Annotated in this window: 18 protein-coding genes; 15 read left to right on the top strand and 3 right to left on the bottom strand. The window is 63.0% G+C overall.

Translation table 11 applies throughout. From position 1 onward, the window contains the following. The first annotated feature begins 3 nt into the window (after window positions 1–3). The 7 genes from dmpE to HX855_RS01005 all read left to right on the top strand — a co-directional run bounded on the left by dmpE (window position 4) and on the right by HX855_RS01005 (window position 6,790). Entirely contained in the window at window positions 4–780 is a 777-nt protein-coding gene (gene dmpE / locus HX855_RS00975; protein ID WP_177089655.1) for a 2-oxopent-4-enoate hydratase, read from the top strand. Window positions 781–791: 11 nt separating this feature from the next. Beyond that, complete coding sequence (gene dmpH / locus HX855_RS00980; protein WP_177089654.1) at window positions 792–1,592, top strand: 2-oxo-3-hexenedioate decarboxylase; 801 nt, start codon at window positions 792–794, stop codon at window positions 1,590–1,592. 10 nt (window positions 1,593–1,602) lie between these two features. Beyond that, a complete protein-coding gene (locus HX855_RS00985) occupies window positions 1,603–1,794 on the top strand; it encodes a 2-hydroxymuconate tautomerase family protein (protein ID WP_177089653.1) in 192 nt (63 codons plus the stop codon). Between the two features lies 1 nt (window position 1,795). Beyond that, window positions 1,796–2,734 (top strand): acetaldehyde dehydrogenase (acetylating), encoded by a 939-nt coding sequence (locus HX855_RS00990; protein ID WP_177089652.1) that lies wholly within the window; start codon window positions 1,796–1,798, stop codon window positions 2,732–2,734. A 10-nt stretch (window positions 2,735–2,744) separates the two neighbouring features. After that, window positions 2,745–3,764, top strand: a complete 1,020-nt coding sequence (dmpG, locus tag HX855_RS00995) for a 4-hydroxy-2-oxovalerate aldolase (protein WP_177089651.1) — start codon at window positions 2,745–2,747, stop codon at window positions 3,762–3,764. A 179-nt stretch (window positions 3,765–3,943) separates the two neighbouring features. Continuing rightward, on the top strand, window positions 3,944–5,293 hold the full coding sequence (locus HX855_RS01000) for an aromatic acid/H+ symport family MFS transporter (RefSeq protein ID WP_177089650.1): 1,350 nt from the start codon (window positions 3,944–3,946) through the stop codon (window positions 5,291–5,293). 147 nt (window positions 5,294–5,440) lie between these two features. Next, window positions 5,441–6,790: an OprD family porin gene (locus HX855_RS01005; protein WP_177089649.1), complete on the top strand. Its 1,350-nt coding sequence runs from the start codon at window positions 5,441–5,443 to the stop codon at window positions 6,788–6,790. Window positions 6,791–7,083: 293 nt separating this feature from the next. Here the strand turns inward: HX855_RS01005 and HX855_RS01010 are convergent, their stop codons facing one another. Further along, window positions 7,084–8,025 carry a LysR substrate-binding domain-containing protein gene (locus tag HX855_RS01010; protein ID WP_177089648.1) on the bottom strand — a complete coding sequence of 314 codons (942 nt, stop codon included), beginning with the start codon at window positions 8,023–8,025 and terminating at the stop codon, window positions 7,084–7,086. Between the two features lie 118 nt (window positions 8,026–8,143). Between HX855_RS01010 and HX855_RS01015 the strand changes: the two genes are divergently transcribed. Genes HX855_RS01015 through HX855_RS01025 form a run of 3 tightly spaced genes read left to right on the top strand, consistent with a single transcriptional unit; the run spans window position 8,144 to window position 10,409 of the window. Beyond that, on the top strand, window positions 8,144–9,148 hold the full coding sequence (locus HX855_RS01015; protein WP_177042586.1) for an aldo/keto reductase: 1,005 nt from the start codon (window positions 8,144–8,146) through the stop codon (window positions 9,146–9,148). A gap of 17 nt (window positions 9,149–9,165) precedes the next feature. Then, window positions 9,166–9,963 (top strand): SDR family NAD(P)-dependent oxidoreductase, encoded by a 798-nt coding sequence (locus tag HX855_RS01020; protein ID WP_218176001.1) that lies wholly within the window; start codon window positions 9,166–9,168, stop codon window positions 9,961–9,963. Window positions 9,964–9,992: 29 nt separating this feature from the next. Then, the gene (locus tag HX855_RS01025; protein WP_177089647.1) at window positions 9,993–10,409 is read left to right on the top strand and encodes an SRPBCC family protein; all 417 of its coding nucleotides are present in this window, start codon (window positions 9,993–9,995) and stop codon (window positions 10,407–10,409) included. Between the two features lie 133 nt (window positions 10,410–10,542). On the opposite strand, the gene HX855_RS01030 is transcribed toward HX855_RS01025, so the two are convergent. After that, window positions 10,543–11,940, bottom strand: a complete 1,398-nt coding sequence (locus HX855_RS01030; protein WP_177089646.1) for a cell wall metabolism sensor histidine kinase WalK — start codon at window positions 11,938–11,940, stop codon at window positions 10,543–10,545. Beyond that, entirely contained in the window at window positions 11,918–12,601 is a 684-nt protein-coding gene (locus tag HX855_RS01035; RefSeq protein ID WP_003219726.1) for a response regulator transcription factor, read from the bottom strand. Before HX855_RS01035 ends, HX855_RS01030 begins: the two co-directional genes overlap by 23 nt. A 367-nt stretch (window positions 12,602–12,968) precedes the next feature. Here HX855_RS01035 and HX855_RS01040 point away from each other — a divergent pair, with 367 nt between their 5' ends. The 5 genes from HX855_RS01040 (at window position 12,969) to HX855_RS01060 (ending at window position 20,237) form a co-directional block, all read left to right on the top strand. Beyond that, the gene (locus HX855_RS01040) at window positions 12,969–13,874 is read left to right on the top strand and encodes a hypothetical protein (RefSeq protein ID WP_177089645.1); all 906 of its coding nucleotides are present in this window, start codon (window positions 12,969–12,971) and stop codon (window positions 13,872–13,874) included. A 298-nt stretch (window positions 13,875–14,172) separates the two neighbouring features. Further along, complete coding sequence (locus HX855_RS01045; protein ID WP_177089644.1) at window positions 14,173–14,520, top strand: hypothetical protein; 348 nt, start codon at window positions 14,173–14,175, stop codon at window positions 14,518–14,520. Between the two features lie 95 nt (window positions 14,521–14,615). After that, window positions 14,616–15,854, top strand: coding sequence for a TolC family protein (locus HX855_RS01050; protein WP_177089643.1), 1,239 nt, complete (start codon window positions 14,616–14,618; stop codon window positions 15,852–15,854). After that, window positions 15,847–17,127 carry an efflux RND transporter periplasmic adaptor subunit gene (locus HX855_RS01055; RefSeq protein ID WP_177089642.1) on the top strand — a complete coding sequence of 427 codons (1,281 nt, stop codon included), beginning with the start codon at window positions 15,847–15,849 and terminating at the stop codon, window positions 17,125–17,127. Before HX855_RS01050 ends, HX855_RS01055 begins: the two co-directional genes overlap by 8 nt. Continuing rightward, window positions 17,124–20,237 carry an efflux RND transporter permease subunit gene (locus tag HX855_RS01060; RefSeq protein WP_177089641.1) on the top strand — a complete coding sequence of 1,038 codons (3,114 nt, stop codon included), beginning with the start codon at window positions 17,124–17,126 and terminating at the stop codon, window positions 20,235–20,237. The genes HX855_RS01055 and HX855_RS01060 overlap by 4 nt, the downstream gene beginning before the upstream one ends. Window positions 20,238–20,406: the final 169 nt, after the last annotated feature.

Consider the following 20,406-nt stretch of genomic DNA (forward strand, 5'->3'; position numbering starts at 1 on the left):
GCCATGACGAACCTCAACCACCTCGGCGCGCAGTTGCACCAAGCGCTCACCGACAGGAAACCGCTGGCACCGCTCACCGAGCAATTCCCGGCGTTGAGCGTGGCCGACGCCTACCAGATCCAACTGGCCATGCTGCAACCGCGCCTGGATGCCGGGCAAACCGTGATCGGCAAGAAAATCGGGGTCACCAGCCAAGTGGTGATGGACATGCTCGGCGTCGACCAGCCGGACTTCGGCCACCTGCTCAGCGGCATGCTGGTCAGCGATGGCGCCGCCCTGGCCTGTGCCGATTTCATCGCGCCCAAGGCCGAAGGCGAAATTGCCTTTGTGCTCAAGGCCGACCTGATGGGCCCCGGCGTGACGGCGGCCGATGTGATCCGTGCCACGGCGTATGTGATGCCGTGCTTCGAGATCGTCGACTCGCGGATCAAGGACTGGAAAATCAAGATCCAGGACACCGTGGCCGACAACGCGTCCGCCGCCGCGTTTGTGCTGGGTGACGGCGCGGTCGACCCGCTGGATATCGACCTGGCCTGCGTCGGCATGACCTTGGAAAAGAACGGCGAAATCGTCGCCACCGGCGCCGGTGCCGCCGCCCTCGGCCACCCGGTAAATGCCGTGGTGTGGCTGGCCAACACCCTGGGGCAACTGGGCATCGGCTTGAAAAAAGGTGAAGTGATTTTGTCCGGCTCCCTGGCCGCCATGGTCCCGGTGCAACCCGGTGATCAACTGCGCATGAGCCTGGGCGGTATCGGCTCGGCTTCCGTTCGTTTTGTTTGAAGGACACCCCCATGAATCTGTCAGCAACCACCCTCGCCGAACTGGCCACCCACCTGGAAAACGCCGAGCTTAACCGCGAAGCCGTGGCTAAGATCACCGATGCCCATCCCGACATGGACTGGGAAGATGCCTATGCCATCCAGGACGCGATCCGCGCCAACAAAGAAGCGCGTGGCGTGCGCATCGTCGGCCTGAAAATGGGCCTCACCTCGTTTGCCAAGATGAAGCAGATGGGCGTGACCGAGCCGATCCACGGCTTTCTGACCGACTACGGCTCCTGCGCGGATGGCTCGGTGATCGACGTCGACACGCTGATTCATCCCAAGGTTGAAGCCGAAATCGCCTTCGTACTCAAGCACCCGCTGAAAGGCCCGGGCGTGCACGTGGGCGACGTATTGGCGGCCACCGACTTCATCCTGCCGGCGGTCGAAGTGATCGACTCACGCTACGAAAACTTCCGCTTCGACCTCAAGAGCGTGATCGCCGACAACACCTCGTCCGCGCGCTTCGTCACCGGCGGCCAGGCTCGCAGCCCGCTGGGCCTCGACCTGAAATGCCTCGGCGTGGTGATGGAGAAAAACGGCGAAGTGGTCGCCACTGCTGCCGGTGCCGCCGTACTCGGCCACCCGGCCCAAAGCGTGGCGATGCTCGCCAATATGCTCGCCGCCCAGGGCAAGGAATTGCCCGCCGGTACCTTCATCATGACCGGCGGCGTCACCGAAGCCATCGCGGTAGAGGCGGGTGACCAGATCACCGTGCGCTACCAGCACCTGGGCAGCGTTTCCATGCGCTTTGCCTCCAAATCTGCGTGAGGAAACCACCATGCCGATCATGCAAGTTTTTCTGATGGAAGGCCGCGACGACGAACAGAAGGCGCGGCTGATCGAGGCCTTGACCCACGCCGCGATTGAGTCGATCCAGGCCCCGCCGGAATCGGTGCGGGTGATCATCACCGAAGTGCCGAAAACCCAATTCGGCATCGCCGGTAAAACCGCCAAGGCTTTGGGGCGCTGAGATGAGTGAGCATAAAAAGAACGTCGCAATCATCGGCTCCGGCAATATCGGCACTGACCTGATGATCAAGATCCTGCGTCACGGTAAGCACCTGCAGATGGCGGTGATGGTCGGTATCGACGCCGCCTCCGACGGCCTGGAGCGCGCGCGGCGCCTCGGTGTGGCGACCACCCACGAGGGCGTTGAAGGCTTGGTGACGCTGCCGGAATTTGCCGACATCGACTTCGTGTTTGACGCCACTTCGGCCACCGCCCACGTGCAGAACGATGCCTTTTTGCGCCGGCACAAGCCCGGCATCCGCCTGATCGACCTGACCCCGGCCGCCATCGGCCCGTACTGCGTGCCGGTGGTGAACCTGGATGCCAACCTGTCGGCACTCAACGTCAACATGGTGACCTGCGGCGGCCAGGCGACCATTCCGATGGTGGCGGCGGTGTCCCGGGTGGCCAAGGTGCACTACGCGGAAATCATCGCTTCCATCAGCAGCAAATCCGCCGGCCCCGGCACCCGGGCGAACATCGACGAGTTCACCGAAACCACCGCCCAGGCTATCGAAGCGGTAGGCGGGGCGCGCAAGGGCAAGGCGATCATCGTGCTCAACCCGGCCGAGCCGCCGTTGATGATGCGCGACACCGTGTACGTATTGTCGGAAGCGGCAGACCAGGGCGAGATCGAAGCCTCCATCGAGGACATGGCCAGCGCCGTGACCGCGTATGTGCCGGGGTATCGCCTCAAGCAAAAGGTCCAGTTCGAGGTGATCCCCGCCGAGGCGCCGCTGAACATTCCAGGCCTGGGGCGTTTCAGCGGCTTGAAGACCACGGTGTTCCTCGAAGTCGAGGGCGCCGCCCATTACCTGCCAGCCTACGCCGGCAATCTCGACATCATGACCTCCGCTGCGTTGGCCACCGCCGAACGCATGGCGCAGTCGATGGCATTGTGAGGCACACGACATGACATTTGATCCCGGCAAGAAGCTCTACATCAGTGACGTCACCCTGCGTGACGGCTGCCATGCGGTGCGGCATCAGTATTCGATCGACAACATGCAGACCATCGCCCGTGCGCTGGACAAGGCCCGTGTCGACTCCATCGAAGTGGCCCATGGTGACGGCCTGCAAGGTTCCAGTTTCAACTACGGCTTTGGTGCCCACACCGATCTGGAGTGGATTGAGGCCGTCAGCGATGTGATCAGCCACGCCAAGGTTGCCACCCTGTTGCTGCCGGGCATCGGCACCGTGCACGACCTCAAGGCCGCGTACAACGCCGGGGCGCGGGTGGTGCGGGTGGCCACCCATTGCACCGAGGCCGACTGCGCCCGCCAGCACCTTGAATACGCGCGCACCCTGGGCATGGACACGGTGGGCTTCCTGATGATGAGCCACCTCACCAGCCCACAGAACCTGGCGCTGGAAGCCAAGAAAATGGAGAACTACGGCGCCACCTGCATCTACGTGGTGGACTCCGGTGGCGCCATGAGCATGCAGGACATTCGCGAGCGCTTTCGTGCGGTTAAAGCCGTGCTCAAGCCCGAGACAGAAACCGGCATGCATGCGCACCACAACCTGTCCCTGGGGGTGGCCAATTCCATCGTGGCGGTGGAGGAGGGTTGCGACCGTATCGATGCGAGCCTTGCCGGCATGGGCGCCGGTGCGGGCAATGCGCCGCTGGAAGTGTTCATCGCCGCGGCCGACCGCATGGGCTGGAACCATGGCACCGACCTGTATGCGCTGATGGACGCTGCCGATGACATCGTGCGGCCGTTGCAGGACCGCCCGGTGCGAGTCGACCGCGAGACCCTGGCGCTGGGGTATGCCGGGGTGTATTCGAGCTTTTTGCGCCACGCCGAAGTCGCGGCGGCGCGGTATGGCTTGAAGGCCGTGGACATTCTGGTGGAGCTGGGCAAACGCCGGATGGTGGGCGGGCAGGAGGACATGATTGTGGATGTGGCGCTGGACCTTTTGGAGCGCTGACCTCCCTGTGGGAGTCGGGCTTGCCCGCGATGGCATCACTGCGGTGTGCCTGAGATGCCGCGGTGCCTGCATCGCAGGCAAGCCAGCTCCCACATCTTGAGCGGATTTCAAATCGAAACATCAGCGTTGCGATGCACTTGATTCACCCCACAGACAAATCCAATAAAAGGGGAACATCCATGAACGGCAAGACCGCCAACCTAGGCGCAATGATCGACAACAACAGGATTTCCGGCTACCAGGTCATGGTGCTGGTCCTGTGCTTCCTGGTGGTGCTGGTGGACGGCTTCGACACCGCCGTCATCGGCTACATCGCCCCGGCCCTGCGCCAGGAATGGGGCCTGCAACCCAGCCAGTTGTCACCGGCGTTTGGCGCCGGGCTGCTGGGCTTGATGGTCGGCGCCTTTATCTTCGGGCCGGTGGCTGACGCCTATGGGCGCAAGAAGGTGCTGCTGGTGTCGGTGCTGATTTTCAGCCTCGGCACCCTGGCTTCGGCGTACTCCACTTCCATCGACATGCTCACCGCACTGCGCTTTCTCACCGGCATCGGCCTGGGCGGGGCGATGCCGACGTGCATCACCTTGAGCGCCGAATACTCGCCGGCGCGGCGGCGGATGATCATGGTCACCCTGAGCTACAGCGGGTTCACCACCGGCCTGGCGCTTGGCGGGGCAGTGGCCAGCCAGATCATCCCGGTGTTCGGCTGGCGCGGGGTGTTGATGATTGGCGGGGTGGTGCCGCTGCTGTTGCTGCCCTTGCTGGCCTGGCTGTTGCCGGAGTCGGTGCGCTTTATGGCGGCCCACCCACAACATGCCGAGACGCTGCGCAAGGTGATGGGGAAGATCACCGGCCGCACCGACCTGCACGACATCACCTTCATCGAACCGCAAAGCCCGGTGGCCGTGCGCTCGCCTATCTCCCAACTGTTTATCGAAGGCCGCGCCCTGCGCACGGTGCTGTTGTGGGGCACGTTCTTCTGTTCGCTGTTTGTGTTCTACCTGCTGACCAGCTGGCTGCCGAGCATCCTCAAGGACGCCGGCTACGACATCGCCAGCGCCGCGCGCATTGGTGCGATGGTGCCGCTGGGCGGCACGGTGGGTGCGATTCTGATGGCGTTGCTGATGGACCGCGTGAGCCCGTATCGCGTGCTGGGCCTGGCGTATCTGGGTTCGGCACTGGTGATTGCACTGGTGGGCTTCGCGCTGGCCGATGCGTTCTGGCTGGGGCTGACGGTGTTCATGGTGGGCTTCGGCGTGGCGGGGGCACAGAACGGATTGAACCTGCTGTCCGCCAGCATCTACCCGACGGCCGCACGGGCCACGGGGGTGAGTTGGGCCATGGCCAACGGGCGGGTCGGCTCGATTATCGGTTCGGTGCTGGGGGCGTGGTTGATCGCGCAACTGGGGCAGCCGTCGGTGTTTTTTATCGTGCTGGCGATACCGGCGCTGGTGGGCTCGATGGCGATCTTTTCGCTGCAACGCATGACCGGGCGCCGGAAGGCGCCGGAGGTCACCGCACTCCCGACTTGACTGTTTTTCTGTAGGCGCGGGTTTGCCCGCGAAGAACGCCCGGGTAGCGCGTGCATTCAGGATGCCAGCGTTATCGTTGACGACCTTCGCGAGCAAGCTCGCTCCTACATGACTCCCAAACAACAATAAAAGTAATGGGTACCCTCAATGAAAAATTCCGTACTGAAATCGGCGCCTTCGTGCGCGCGCGTTTTGCCTCTGGTGTTCGCGGTGGCCGCTGTTTCCCACGCCAATGCCGAAGGGTTTATCGACGACGCTCACGCCAAAATCGAAGCCCGCAACGTCTACTTCAACCAGGACAACCGTAGCGGCCCGGCCCAGCCGTCGAAGCTGGAGGAGTGGGGCCAGGGCTTCATCCTCAACTTCACTTCGGGCTACACCCAGGGCCCGGTCGGCGTCGGTGTAGACGCCCTGGGCATGCTCGGCATCCGCCTGGATTCCGGGCGCGGCACCCATGGCAACCCCAACAGCGTCAGCCAGGGCGGGTTTGTGTTTCCCACCGACAGCGATGGCCGGGCGGTGAGTGATTTCGCCAGCCTGGGCCTGACCGGCAAGGTGCGTGTGGCCAAGACCGAACTGAAGGTCGGCACCCTGATGCCGAAACTGCCGGTGGTGGTCTACAACGACGGTCGCCTGCTGCCGGAAACCTTTCAGGGCTGGCAGGCCACGTCCAAGGATTTCGACAACTTCACCCTGCTCGGCGGGCGCTTGAGCGGGGTCAAAAGCCGCAACTCCTCGAACAACGAAGACCTTGCCATCAGCGGTGCAGGCGGCCCGGCCGGCAAGCGCAGCAACCAGTTCTATTACGCCGGCGTCGACTACACCCCGCGCCCCGATCTGTTGTTGCAGTACTACTACGGCGACCTCGAAGACTTCTATCAGCAGCACTTTGTGGGCCTGGTGCATAACCTGACCTTGCCCGTGGGCAGTTTCAAAAGTGACCTGCGGTTTTTCGACAGCAGCTCCGACGGCCGCAACGGCAGCGCGGCGGGCCGGGCCGAGGGTTATCGCAGCACCGGCTACCACAACAACGGCGAAGTGGATAACCGGGTGCTGGCGGGGTTGTTCACCTACAGCCTGGCCGGGCATGCGTTCAGCCTGGGCTACCAGCACCTCAATGGGTCCAGTGACTTCCCGTTCCTCAACCAGGGCGATGGCTCGGCGACTTACCTGATCACCGACCGCCAGACCGGCGCACGTTTCCAGCGCGCCGGCGAAAACACCTGGGTCGCGCAGCACGCGTTTAACTTTGCCTCCATCGGGGTGCCGGGGTTGAGTTCACAGGTGATCTACCAGCGCGGTGGCGACATCAAGTCGGACCAGGGCAGCCAGCATGAGTGGGAGCGCGACCTGGTGCTGACCTATGCGTTCCAGGGGCCGACGTTGTCCGGGTTTGGCGTGCAGTGGCGCAACGCGATGCTGCGCAGCACCGTCACCACACAGCGCGACCTGGACGAAAACCGGCTGTACGTGACCTACACCCACGCGTTGTTTTGAGGGGGCTTTGACCAGCGATTTTCTGGCGTACTGATCATTCCCACGCTCTGCGTGGGAATGCCGCCCCGGACGCTCTGCGTCCAGCTGACGTCGCCAGGTTCAGGTCTTGCGCAGTGGTGACGCGGAGCGTCACGGGATGCATTCCCACGCAGAGCGTGGGAACGATCAGGTCGCTGGGGGAATGGGCAGTGGTTGTGGGTGCCGGGGCATTGGCGCTACTGATCCCCCACACGTTTAGCTGCGACACCGAACCCTGTGGGAGCTGGCTTGCCTGCGATGGCATCACCACGGTCTTACTGACAGACCGAGGTGCCTGCATCGCGGGCAAGCCCGGCTCCCACAGGTGATAGGGGCTCTGTCAGGACTTTCCGGAAGGTTTCCACCAACGGCCGCAGGTTGATCCGGTGCCACGCCGCCCACAGCGGCGTGGTGTAGGTCAGCCACGGCAACTCCCGCAGCACCACCCCCGGTGGTGCATTGCGGCTCAGGCCTTTTTGCACCATTGCCACGCCCAAGCCCGAGGCCACCAATCCCAATGCGGTAAACGGCTCGCTGGCTTCCATCGGAATCTGGGGGGTAAAGCCCGCCCGAATGCACGCGGCCACAAAGTCATCCGCCGGGTTCGCCCCGGGTTTGCGTTGCACGCCAATCCATTGCTGCTCGGCCAGGTGCTCAGGCAGCAGTTCGCTGACGCTGGCCAGGGCATGATGCTCGGGCAGCGCCAGGAGCATGGGATCGTCCAGCACTTGCAAGGCAATCAGGTCCGGGTCATCCGCGGCCGGGGGCTCACCCACCAGGGCGATGTCCAGGCTGCGTTGGCGCAAGCCTTCCAGTTGCTCAAGGGAGGGCAGGTTGTACAGGGCGATATGCACGTTCGGCCGCGCGTCCCGCAGTACCTTCAGGGCGTTGGGCAACACGCCGGCGTGCATGGCGTTTTCGATGTAGCCGATGCACAGCCCGCCTTCTTCACCTTTGCCCAACCTGCGACCCAGGGACTCCAGGCGGTTGGCGTGGGTCAGCAGCGCCTTGGTTTCGGCCAGGAACGTCTGGCCGTCGCGGGTCAGGCGGATGCGCTGCTGGCTGCGCTCGAACAGGGTCAGGCCCAGGCGTTCTTCCAGCTGGGCGATCTGCCGGCTCAGGGGCGACTGGGAGATGTGCAACCGTTCGGCAGCACGCCCCACGTGTTCTTCTTCAGCGACTACAACGAAGTAGCGCAGTTGGCGGAAATCGATCATGTCAGACCTGTAAGGACTCAAGTTGGTCGCAGTATGTCTTGGACGGTCCGATCTCTGCAATCTACGATCTGCTCAACGGTCAACACAGTGACCTTGAACAATCTTGAGGATTTACCCCATGAGCTTGAAAGACAAACTGCCCGGCGTGCTGGGTTTTGGTACCGCCCCGTTGGGCAACATGTTCCGCGCGATTCCGGAAGACGAGGCGCAGGCCACCGTTGAAGCGGCCTGGAACCAGGGCGTGCGTTATTTCGACACCGCACCGTTCTACGGTTCAGGCCTCTCGGAAATCCGCCTGGGCCAGGCCCTGTCGAAGTACAACCGTGACGACTACGTGCTCAGCACCAAGGTCGGCCGGGTGATTCTGGATGAAGTGGAAGAAAGCGCCCGTGACCTCGGCGAGAAAAGCGGCGTGTTCGAACATGGCCGGCCGAACAAGATGGTCAACGACTACAGTGCCGACGCCACCCTGCGCTCCATCGAAGACAGCCTCAACCGCCTGCAAACCGATCGCCTGGATATCGTGTGGATTCACGACATCGCCCAGGACTTCTACGGCGACCAATGGCTGGACTACTTCAACCAGGCCCGCACCGGTGCCTTCAAAGTGCTGACCCGCCTGCGTGAAGAAGGCGTGATCAAGGCCTGGGGCCTGGGCGTCAACCGCGTCGAGCCGTGCGAATTGACCCTGGACCTGACCGAAGCCCAGCCCGATGGTTTCCTGCTCGCGGGCCGCTACACCTTGCTCGACCATGAGCGCGCCTTGCAGCGCCTGATGGACGCAGCGCTGGCGCAGAACGTCGAGATCGTGGTCGGCGGTCCGTACAGCTCAGGCATCCTGGCCGGCGGCGCGCACTTTGAATACCAGAAAGCCAGCCCGGCGATCATCAGCAAAGTCGAGCAGATCAAGGCCATTGCCGCTGCCCATGGCGTCAGCGTGAAAGCAGCGGCCCTGCAATTCTCCCTGGCCCACCCGGCCGTGGCCGCAGTGATTCCGGGTGCCAGTCGTCCGGGTCGAATAGCGGAAGACGTTGCGGCGTTGTCAGAGAAGATTCCCGCAGCCTTTTGGCAGGCCCTGCGCGACGCCCGATTGATTTCGGCCCGTGCACCGCTGCCGCTCTAACCACAGGAACGCGAACGATGAAAATTGATATCAGTGGCAAAGTTGCAATCGTCAGTGGCAGCACCGCCGGGATTGGCCTGGGCATCAGCCAGGCCCTGGCCCAATCCGGCGCCACGGTGGTGGTGATCGGGCGTGAATCGGGCAAGGTCGACGAGGCGCTGGCGACGATTCGCCAGGCAGTGCCCGGCGCTGACCTGCGTGGGTTGGTGGCGGACCTCGGCACGGTGGAAGGCGCTGAAAAACTGTTCGCCGCCGAGCCACGGGCCGACATCCTGGTGAACAACCTCGGGATCTTCAACGACGTCGATTTCTTCGACGCCCCCGACAGCGAGTGGACGCGTTTCTACGAGGTCAACGTGATCTCCGGCGTGCGGTTGTCGCGGCATTACACCCCGGGCATGGTCAAGCAGGGCTGGGGCCGGGTGATCTTCGTATCGTCGGAATCGGGTGTGGCAACGCCGGCTGACATGATCAACTACGGCGTCACCAAAAGCGCCAACCTGGCGGTGTCCCATGGCTTGGCCAAGCGGCTGGCGGGCACCGGGGTGACGGTCAACGCGATCCTGCCGGGGCCGACCTTTACCGATGGCCTGGAGCACATGCTCAAGGACGCCGTGGCCAAGTCCGGCCGCAGTGCGCGGGACGAGGCGGATGTGTTTGTGCGCAACGCCCGGCCCACGTCGATCATCCAGCGCGCCGCGAATGTGGATGAAGTGGCGAATCTGGTGGCGTACATTGCTTCACCCTTGTCCTCTGCCACCACCGGGGCCGCATTGCGGGTCGACGGCGGTGTTGTCGACAGCATGGCAATCTGATTTTTCTTGAATGATTTGGAGTGTGAATCGTGGCAAAAGCATCTGCTGTTATTGAAATTCCGGTGTCGGCCGAACAGGTTTGGCAATTGGTGGGCGGCTTCAATTCGCTGCCGGACTGGCTGCCCTTTATCGTCAAGAGCGAACCGAGTGAAGGCGGGCGTGTGCGTCACCTGCAAACCGCCGATGTTGGGGTGGTGGTGGAGCGGTTGCAAAGCTTTGATAACGTCGCACGCACCTACAGCTACTCGATCAGCGAGTCGCCGTTTCCGGTGAGTGAGTACCTGGCGACCTTGAAGGTAGAAGGGCTGACCGCCAGTTCTGCCAAGGTAACCTGGTCGGGCGTGTTTACCCCGGTGGCCGGTGTGACGGATGCGGCGGTGGAGGAGTTGTTTACCGGGGTGTACGGCGGCGGGCTTGAAGCGCTGCGGGGCAATTTCCCGGGCTGAAATATTGGCTTGGGGTTAATGAGGTCAAATGTGGGAGCTGGCTTGCCTGCGATAGCATCAACTCGGTGTAACTGATAAACCGAGGTGCCTGCATCGCAGGCAAGCCAGCTCCCACATTTTACAACTGTGTTCTTCAGGCTTCGGGCATCAGTTGTTGGCGGCACTCTAGGATCAATTTTGCGCCGCCGCTTTCGCTGCTGCCCACGTCCAGTTTGAAGCCGTGCAGGTTGATGATTGCGGCCACAATCGACAGCCCCAATCCAAACCCGCCTTGTTGTTGATTGCCTTCGTCTACCCGGTAGAAACGCTGGAACACCGCTGCACGCTCTGCGGCGGGAATGCCGGGCCCGGAGTCGAGCACTTCGATGCGGGTGCTGCCGGCATCGTTGACGCCCCGCAGGATCACTTCGCCGCCCGGCGGGGTGAATTTGATCGAGTTGCTCAGCAGGTTGGCCAGGGCTTCGAACAGCAGGGCGCGGTCGCCGGTGATCCACGGTAGCGAGGCCGGCACTTGCAGCAGCAGTTCCATCTCGCCTTCTTCCGCCAGGGGCAGGTAGAAGTCGTGGAGTTCCTGCAGCAAGGGCAGGGGGTCGAGCACCAGGAAGCCTGAACGGCGCTGGTGGTCTTCCAGTTCGGAGATCCGCAGCAAGCCACGGAAGCGTGCCATCAGGGTGTCGGTTTCGGCGATGGCCGCGTCCAGTTGCAGGGCGTGGGGCGCGTCTTCATCGGCCTGCTGCTGGATCCGGTACAACTGCGCCCGCAGGCGGGTCAGCGGGGTGCGCAGGTCGTGGGCGATGTTGTCGCACACGCCCTTGACCTCGTTCATCAGCTTCTCGATACGGTCGAGCATGGCGTTGACGATGGCCGCCAGCATGTCCAGTTCGTCGCGCCGGTCAGACAGCGGCAAGCGATGGGTCAGGTCGCCGGCCACGATGGCTTCGGCGCTGGCCTGGATCCCGCGAATCCGCCGCAACGGGCGCCGCCTGAGCAAGTGCCAGCCCGCCGCACCGGGAATGATCGTCAGGGTAATCCCCCACAGCAAGGCGTGCAGGATGATGCGGGTCACGCCGAACAGCGAGCCGTTGGCGCGCACCAGGATCAGCCAGCGGCCGTCTTCGGTGTGGGTGGCCACGGCGTCGCAGCTGTCGCGGGGCAGTTTCGGGTCGTCGGAGTCGATGCAGTTGGCCAAGGCATGGATGTGCCCGTCCATCGGCAGGTCGGGCGGTATCACGCGGATCGGGCCGCTGATGGGGTTGAACTGGCTGTCGAACAGACCGTAGGCGTCAACGCCCTTCATGTCGAAGGTCATGCTGGTGGTCAGGGCTTCCACCAGTTCTTCGCCGTCAAAGCGCTGGAACAAGTGCTGGCGTTGCATCAGCGAGTGGCGCGAGAGGTCGCCCAGGTAACCGGACACCTCGTAGTACAGCACGCCCATGAGGATGCAGCTCCAGGCCACGAACAACGAACTGTAGAGCGCCAGCAGCCGGCTGCTGGAAGAGCGCCAGCCTTTAGAGGGGTTCAGCAATGACATACCCGGAACCTCGTACCGTGCGGATCAGCGGCGTGAGGCCCGGCGGGTCGATTTTTTTGCGCAGGCGGCCGATGTGCACGTCGATCAGGTTGGTGCCCGGGTCGAAGTGATAACCCCAGACTTCCTCGAAGATCATCATCCGCGACAGGATCTGCCCGGTGTTGCGCATCAGGAATTCCAGCAGTTTGTATTCCGTCGGCAACAGGCTCAGGGGCTGTTCGGCGCGGCTGGCTTCACGGCTGATCAAGTTCAGTTCCAGATCGGCCACCCGCAGTGCGGTTTCGAATTCCTTGACCGTGCTTTTGCGCCGCAGCAGCACTTCGACGCGGGCGGCCATTTCGTCGGAGGCGAACGGTTTGGTCAGGTAGTCATCACCACCGGCCCGCAGGCCGCGTACCCGTTCATCCACGTCGGAGAGGGCGCTGATCATCAGGATCGGTGTCGACACGCCAATGGTGCGCAGGGTGGTGACGATGGCCAGGCCATCCAGTTCCGGGAGCATGCGGTCGAGGGTGATCAGGTCGTAATCACCGCTGACGGCGCGGACCAGGCCTTCGCGGCCATTGTCTACCCAGTCTACGTCCAGTCCATGGCTACTCAGCTCGGCAACGATCTCGCGGGCCGTTACGGCGTCGTCCTCGATGGTCAAAATGCGGGTCATAAGGATTACCTGGTGAGCGATTCACACTGAAGTGCGGGCATTTTGCCAAGAAATGATAGCCCGCTTCCTAAATAAAAATTTATGTAGGCATAAACGACACAATTCACCTTACCCCGCTGAATCTGAACGAATGCTGTGTGTGTAGGATTTTTTGCCTTCAGCGTCGTACTCACGGTTATTTCCTACAAGGAATGCATAACGCCCGCTGCGCCAGGGCGTTTCTTGCAAGTTGCATGGTTCACATTAGTTCAAATTACTTAACTTATTGAAATATATGGGTTTTTAAATTAAAGGCTCCTGGCACGTCGCCTGCACTGTCCCTTTTGAGACTTGTAACACCATTTTTCATGCCTGGAGCACAACAACAATGATCACATCCTCATCCACGCTGCAAGAGTCGAGCACGCTCTCCGGGGTTTCCTGGGGCGCGATCTTTGCCGGGGCCGCTGCGGCGGCTGCACTGTCCTTGATCCTGGTACTGCTGGGCTTCGGCCTGGGCTTTTCGGCGGTGTCGCCGTGGGCCGACAGTGGCATCAGCGCCAAAGGGCTTGGCATTTCCACCATTGTCTGGCTGGCGGTTACGCAAATCATTGCGTCGGGGATGGGCGGTTACCTCGCCGGTCGCCTGCGGGTGAAATGGGCCAATATGCACGGCGATGAGGTGTACTTTCGCGACACCGCCCACGGCTTCCTGGCCTGGGCCGTGGCCACGCTGGTAACGGCGGTGCTGATCGTCGGTTCGGTCAGCGGTGTGGTCAGCGGTGGTGTAAAGGCCGGGGCCAGCGTGGCTTCGGGTGCTGCCAGTGGCATAGGCCAGATGGCCGGCAGTGCGAGTAAGGGTGAAGACTTCGGCTATTACGTCGACAGCCTGTTCCGCGACGATCGCCCGGCAGCCGTCAGTGATGACGCGGTGCACGGTGTGGTCGCCCGCATCTTTGCCCGCACCGTGAGCAACAACGGCCAGTTGGCGCCTGAAGACCGTGCCTACCTGGCACAGTTGATCAGCCAGCGGACCAACCTCAGCCAGGCTGACGCCGAGGCGCGTGTGGACCAGGTGTATGGCCAGGCCCAGAAGGCGTTGGATGATGCCAAGTTGAAAGCCAAGCAGGCGGCTGACACGGCTGCGAAAGTGGCTGCCTATACGTCGTTGTGGACCTTCGTGGCGCTGTTGATCGGTGCGTTTTTTGCCAGCCTCGCCGCCACGTTTGGAGGTCGTCGCCGGGATGCGGTGGTGTACCTCGAAACCACTGTCCACGCCACTTCCGTTCGTTAATTCAAGGAGAACGTCATGCGCTCATTACTGTTGTTTTTCCTCGGTGTGCCTATTCCGGTCATTATCCTGATCGCGATCTTTATGCACTGATTCCGAGCCTTGCTCGGTCTAATGTGGGAGCGGGCTTGCTCGCGAAAGCGGTGTGTCAGTCGCCAGGTGTAGGGGCTGACACTCCGCCTTCGCGAGCAAGCCCGCTCCCACATTTTTGTTGGGTGTTGTGGCTGGCATGTGGGCTTGGGCCAAATCTCCGGATTTTGTTAATTGTTGGTTAATAGCCTTTTGGCTAGACTCCCGCCCCATGAGCCGTTATCTGCGTTTTTTCCTCGTCTTGCTGTTGAGCCTCGCGCTTCCCCTCACCGGGATGGCGGGTGTGCCGTCGAGCACCGAGCCGTGCCCGATGCAGATGTCCGACATGCAGATGATGGGCGACATGTCCCCGGACTGTTGCGCAGACGGTGCCGGCCACGCCGACCACGGCAAAAGCTGCAAGCCCGGCCAGGAATGCAAGACCGGCGGCATGCTGCAATTGTCGATGCCGGTGCTCAAGGCGCCGGTGACTACCTCCAGTGCGCTGCTCGTCAGCCTCTCTTCTGATTTCATCCCCGACCGTACGCCGTCCGGCGTCTGGCGCCCGCCCCGTAGCTGATTCCTGTTGCACCTGAAGACGCGTCCCTGACCCGGGACGGCCTTGCTGTGGCCGTGTAAAGCGGTGCGCAGCGCAACAAAACAGGACATTTCAAGATGAATTCCCTCTGCGTGCGTGCCCTGTTGGTGGGCGTGCTGGCGTGGCCGACGCTGGCGTCTGCACTGACCCTGGATGAAGCCCTGCGCCTGGCGCAAAACAATGCGCCGTCCCTGGCGGCTGAATCCTCAAAATTGCAGGCGGCCACCCAGGCGGCGATTCCCGCAGGTGAACTGCCGGACCCGAAACTGGTAGTGGGCCTGCAGAACTTCCCCATCGGCGGGCCCAATCGCGGCACGCTGTATGGCGATGACATGACCGATCAAATGATCGGCATCCAGCAACAGGTGCCCAGCCGCGACAAGCGCAAGGCACGGGTTGAGTTGGCTTCCGCCACGGTGGATACCGCGGCGGCGGAAGGCCGGATCGAACGCCTCAACGTGCGCCAGGCCACGGCCCAGGCGTGGATTCGTGCCTATGCGGTGGAGCGCAAGGACGCGCTGTTCAAGGACTTCTATGAGCAGAATCGCCTGCTGCAAGACACCGTACGGGCGCAGTTGGCCGGTGGCCGTGGCCAGCCCTCGGATGCCGTGATTCCCAAACAGGAGGCCGCCGACCTTGCCGAGCGCGAGGACGAGTTGATCCAGCAACGCGCCCAGGCCCGTGCCGCCCTCAAGCGCTGGATCGGCCCGGCCGCCAGCGAAGCCCCCAGCGGCCAGTTGCCCAACTGGAAGGTCGACACCACCGGCTTCACCCACAACCTGCATCAACACCCGGTGCTGCAAGCCTTTGTGCCGCGCACCCGCGAGGCCGAAGCACGGCTGAACGAGGCCAAGGCGCAAAAGACCTCCGACTGGAGTTGGGAAGTGGACTACCAGCACCGAGGCCGCGAATACGGCGACATGGTGAGCCTGCAGTTGACCTTCGATTTGCCGATTTTCCCCGGTCGCCGACAGAACCCTGGCATTGCCGCCAAGCAAGCCGAACTCGACCAACTGGACGCCGAACGCGAAGCCAAGACCCGCGAACACACCCAGGAACTGGAAGACGACCTGGCCACCTATCAGCGCCTGGACCGCGCCGTGCAGCGCAGCCAGGACAGCCTGGTGCCGCTGGCCGAGGAGAAGGTTTCCCTGAGCCTGGCGGGTTACCGCGCGGGCAAGGGCGACCTGATGAACGTGGTCAGCGCCCGCCGCGAGTTGGTCGAGGCGCGCTTCAAACAGATTGATGCCATTGAGCAGCGCGCCCTGACCGGCGCCCAGCTGTATTTCGCTTACGGGGAACCCGCCAATGAATAACCGAATCGTGAACATGGCGCTGTTGGGCGGCGTCCTGCTGCTGGGCCTGGGCGGTGGCTACTGGCTGGCGCAGATGCGCGCGGCACAACCGGCCATGGCCGGGGCGATGCAGGCGCCGGACGAGAAAAAGGCGCTGTACTGGTACGACCCGATGTACCCGCAGCAAAAGTTCGACAAGCCGGGCAAGTCGCCCTTTATGGACATGCAGTTGGTGCCGCGTTACGGCGGCGAGCAGGGCGCAGCGGCGGACACTGCGGCGATCCGTATTGATTCGAGCCTGACCCAGAACATCGGCGTGCGCCTGGCCAGTGTCAGCCGTGGCGTGTTGGCGTCGAGCCTTGAACTGTCGGGCCTCCTGGCCTTCAACGACCGCGATGTGGCGGTGGTGCAGGCGCGGGCTGCCGGGTTTGTGGAGCGGGTTTACGCCCTTGCGCCGGGTGATGTGCTCAAGGCCAACGCGCCCCTGGCCGACATTCTGGTGCCGGAATGGGCCGCCGCCCAGGAAGAGTTTCTTGCCCTGCGCCACAGCGATCCCGGCCTGTTGGCCGCCGCCCGCCAGCGCCTGCGCCTGAGTGGCATGCCCGCCGGGTTGATCGCCCAGATGGAACGCAGCGGCCGGGTGCAATCGGTGATGACCCTGACCAGCCCGTTGGGCGGCGCATTGCAAACCCTGGACGTGCGTGAAGGCATGACCGTTGCGGCAGGCCAGACCCTGGCGCGGGTCAACGGCCTGGGCACCGTGTGGCTGCAAGTCGCCGTGCCGGAAGCCCAAGGCGCTGCGCTGGCGGTCGGGCAAACCGTCGAGAGCCGTTTTGCCGGGTTGCCGGGGCAAGTTGTCAAAGGCTCCGTCGCGGCGATTCTGCCGGCCACCGCCATGGACAGCCGCACCGTGCAGGTTCGCGTCGAGTTACCCAACCCGGACGGCAGGTTGCGTCCCGGCATGACCGCCCAGGTGCGCCTGGCCCAATCCACCGGCCAATCGGTGCTGTTGCTGCCGAGCGAGGCGTTGATTCGCACCGGCAAACGGGTACTGGTGATGGTGGCCGAGGAGGGTGGGCGTTATCGCCCGGTGGAGGTCCAGGTGGGCGCGGAAAACCAGGACCAGACCGTGATCGTCGCCGGCTTGCAGGAGGGCCAGCAGGTGGTCGCCTCGGGTCAATTCCTGCTGGATTCTGAAGCAAGTTTGAAGGGTATTACCGCTCCGGCGTCCGACGGTTTTAAAAACGATGACGCCATGGACGGCATGAGCCTGCAACCGGGAGCCCGGCCATGATCGCCCTGTTGATTCGCTGGTCGGTGGCCAACCGTTTTCTGGTGTTGCTGGCCACGCTGTTTGTCACGGCCTGGGGCCTGTGGTCGATCCAGAACACCCCGGTGGACGCCTTGCCGGACCTGTCGGACGTGCAGGTGATCATCCGCACGCCGTACCCGGGCCAGGCACCGCAGATTGTCGAGAACCAGGTCACCTACCCGATGACCACCACCATGCTCTCGGTGCCGGGGGCGAAGACCGTGCGCGGCTTTTCGTTCTTCGGCGACAGCTACGTGTATGTGCTGTTTGACGAAGGCACCGACCTGTATTGGGCACGCTCGCGGGTGCTGGAATACCTCAGCCAGTTGCAGGCGCGTTTGCCGGCGTCGGCCAAGCCGGCGCTGGGCCCGGATGCGACCGGTGTCGGCTGGATCTACCAGTACGCCCTGGTGGACCGCACCGGCAAACATGACCTGGCGCAACTGCGCTCGTTGCAGGACTGGTTCCTCAAGTTCGAACTCAAGACCCTGCCCAACGTCGCGGAAGTGGCGACCATCGGTGGTCAGGTCAAGCAATACCAGGTGCAGATCGATCCCTTGGCCCTGGCCAGTCGCGGCATCACCCAGGCGCAAGTGGTGGAGGCCATCGGCAAGGCCAACCAGGAAACCGGCGGCTCGGTGCTGAATATGGGCGAGTCGGAATACATGGTGCGTGCTTCCGGTTACCTGAAAACCCTGGAGGATTTCCGCGCCATTCCCCTGCGGCTGGACGCCAACAACGTGCCGGTGACCCTCGGGGACGTGGCGACGATCCAGCTGGGCCCGGACATGCGCCGGGGCATCAGCGAGCTGGACGGTGAAGGCGAGGCGGTGGGCGGCGTGGTGATCCTGCGCAGCGGCAAGAACGCGCGTGAGGCCATCGCGGCGGTCAAGAGCAAGCTGGAGCAACTGAAAACCAGCCTGCCCCCCGGCGTGGAAATCGTCACCACTTACGATCGCAGCAAACTCATCGACCGCGCCGTGGACAACCTCAGCCACAAGCTGCTGGAGGAGTTCGTGGTGGTGGCGCTGGTGTGCGGGATTTTCCTGTGGCACCTGCGCTCTTCCCTGGTGGCGATCATCTCGTTGCCGGTGGGGGTGTTGATTGCCTTTATCGTGATGCGCTTCCAGGGGATCAACGCCAACATCATGTCCCTGGGCGGGATTGCGATTGCCATCGGCGCGATGGTGGATGGCGCGGTGGTGATGATCGAGAACGCCCACAAGAAGATCGAGGCGTGGCACCACGGGCATCCTAACCAGGAATTGAAGGGGGAGGAGCACTGGAAAGTCATCACCGACGCGGCGGTGGAGGTGGGGCCGGCGCTGTTTTTCTGCCTGCTGATCATCACCTTGTCGTTTATTCCGGTGTTCACCCTGCAAGCCCAGGAAGGCCGGTTGTTCGGGCCGCTGGCCTACACCAAGACCTACGCCATGGCCGCCGCGGCGGGGTTGTCGGTGACCTTGATCCCGGTGCTGATGGGGTACTGGATTCGCGGGCGCATCCCTGATGAGCAACGCAACCCGCTCAATCGTGGCCTGATCAAACTTTATCAGCCGGCCCTCGACGCTGTGCTGAGCTGGCCGCGCATGACCTTGCTGGTGGCGCTGTTGATGGTTGCCAGTGCGCTATGGCCGATGTCGCAGCTGGGCGGTGAGTTCCTGCCGCCGCTGGACGAGGGCGACCTGCTGTACATGCCGTCGGCGCTGCCGGGTTTGTCGACGCAGACCGCCGGCGCGTTGTTGCAGCGTACCGACCGCCTGATCAAGAGCGTGCCGGAAGTGGCCCATGTGTTCGGCAAGGCTGGCCGTGCAGAAACCGCCACCGACCCGGCGCCCCTGGAAATGTTCGAAACCACCATCGAGTTCAAGCCGCGAGACCAATGGCGCCCCGGCATGACCCCGGAAAAACTGGTGAAGGAACTCGACCGGGTGGTGCAGGTGCCGGGCTTGACCAATATCTGGATTCCGCCGATTCGCAACCGCATCGACATGCTCGCCACCGGGGTCAAAAGCCCGATTGGCGTGAAGGTTGCGGGCACCAGCCTGATGGAGATCGACGCCGTGACCCAGGCGGTGGAAAAGGTCGCCAAGACGGTACCTGGCGTCAGCTCGGCCCTGGCGGAACGCCTGACCGGCGGGCGCTATATCGACGTGGACATCGATCGCCCGGCCGCCGCCCGTTATGGCCTGAACATCACCGATGTGCAGTCCATCGTTTCCGGGGCAATTGGCGGTGAAAACATCGGCGAGACCGTCGAAGGCCTGGCGCGGTTTCCCATCAACCTGCGCTACCCGAAAGAATGGCGCGACTCGGTGAGCGCCTTGGGCAACCTACCGATCTACACACCGTCGGGCAGCCAGATCACCCTGGGCACCGTGGCCCACCTCAAAGTGACCGAAGGCCCGCCGATGCTCAAGAGTGAAAATGCCCGGCCTTCCGGCTGGGTGTACATCGACGTGCGCGATCGTGACCTGGCGTCGGTGGTGAAGGACTTGCGTGACGCGATCAACCAGCAGGTGCACTTGCAGCCGGGCATGAGCCTCAGCTACTCGGGGCAGTTCGAGTTCCTGGAGCGGGCCAATGAACGCCTGAAACTGGTGGTGCCGGCGACCCTGCTGATCATCTTCGTGTTGCTGTACCTCACGTTCCGCCGCGTGGATGAAGCGTTGTTGATCCTGGCGACATTGCCATTTGCGCTGACTGGCGGGGTCTGGTTGTTGTACTGGCTGGGCTTCAATTTGTCGGTGGCCACCGGCGTCGGGTTTATTGCCTTGGCGGGGGTATCGGCAGAGTTCGGCGTGATCATGCTGCTGTACCTGAAAAACGCCTGGGCTGAACGCCAGGGAGGAGGGGACCAGGCCTTACTGGCAGCCATCACCGAAGGCGCCGTCCTGCGGGTGCGCCCCAAGGCGATGACCGTGGCCGTGATCATCGCCGGTTTGTTGCCGATCCTGCTGGGTGGCGGTACCGGCAGCGAAGTCATGAGCCGGATTGCCGCGCCCATGATCGGCGGCATGCTCACCGCGCCACTGCTCTCCCTGTTCGTCATCCCGGCGGCGTACCGCCTGATGCGCCGCCCCCGAACCTGATGGCTTACATATAACCTGATGGCTTACACATAACCTGATGGCTTACACATAACCTGATGGCTTACACATAACCTGATGACTTACACATAACCTGTGGCGAGGGAGCTTGCTCCCGCTGGACTGCGCAGCAGGCCCATTTTTTGGGGCCGCTTCGCGCCCCAGCGGGAGC

The sequence above is a fragment of the Pseudomonas sp. IPO3778 genome (genome assembly GCF_013386825.1).
Classification (GTDB): Bacteria; Pseudomonadota; Gammaproteobacteria; order Pseudomonadales; family Pseudomonadaceae; genus Aquipseudomonas.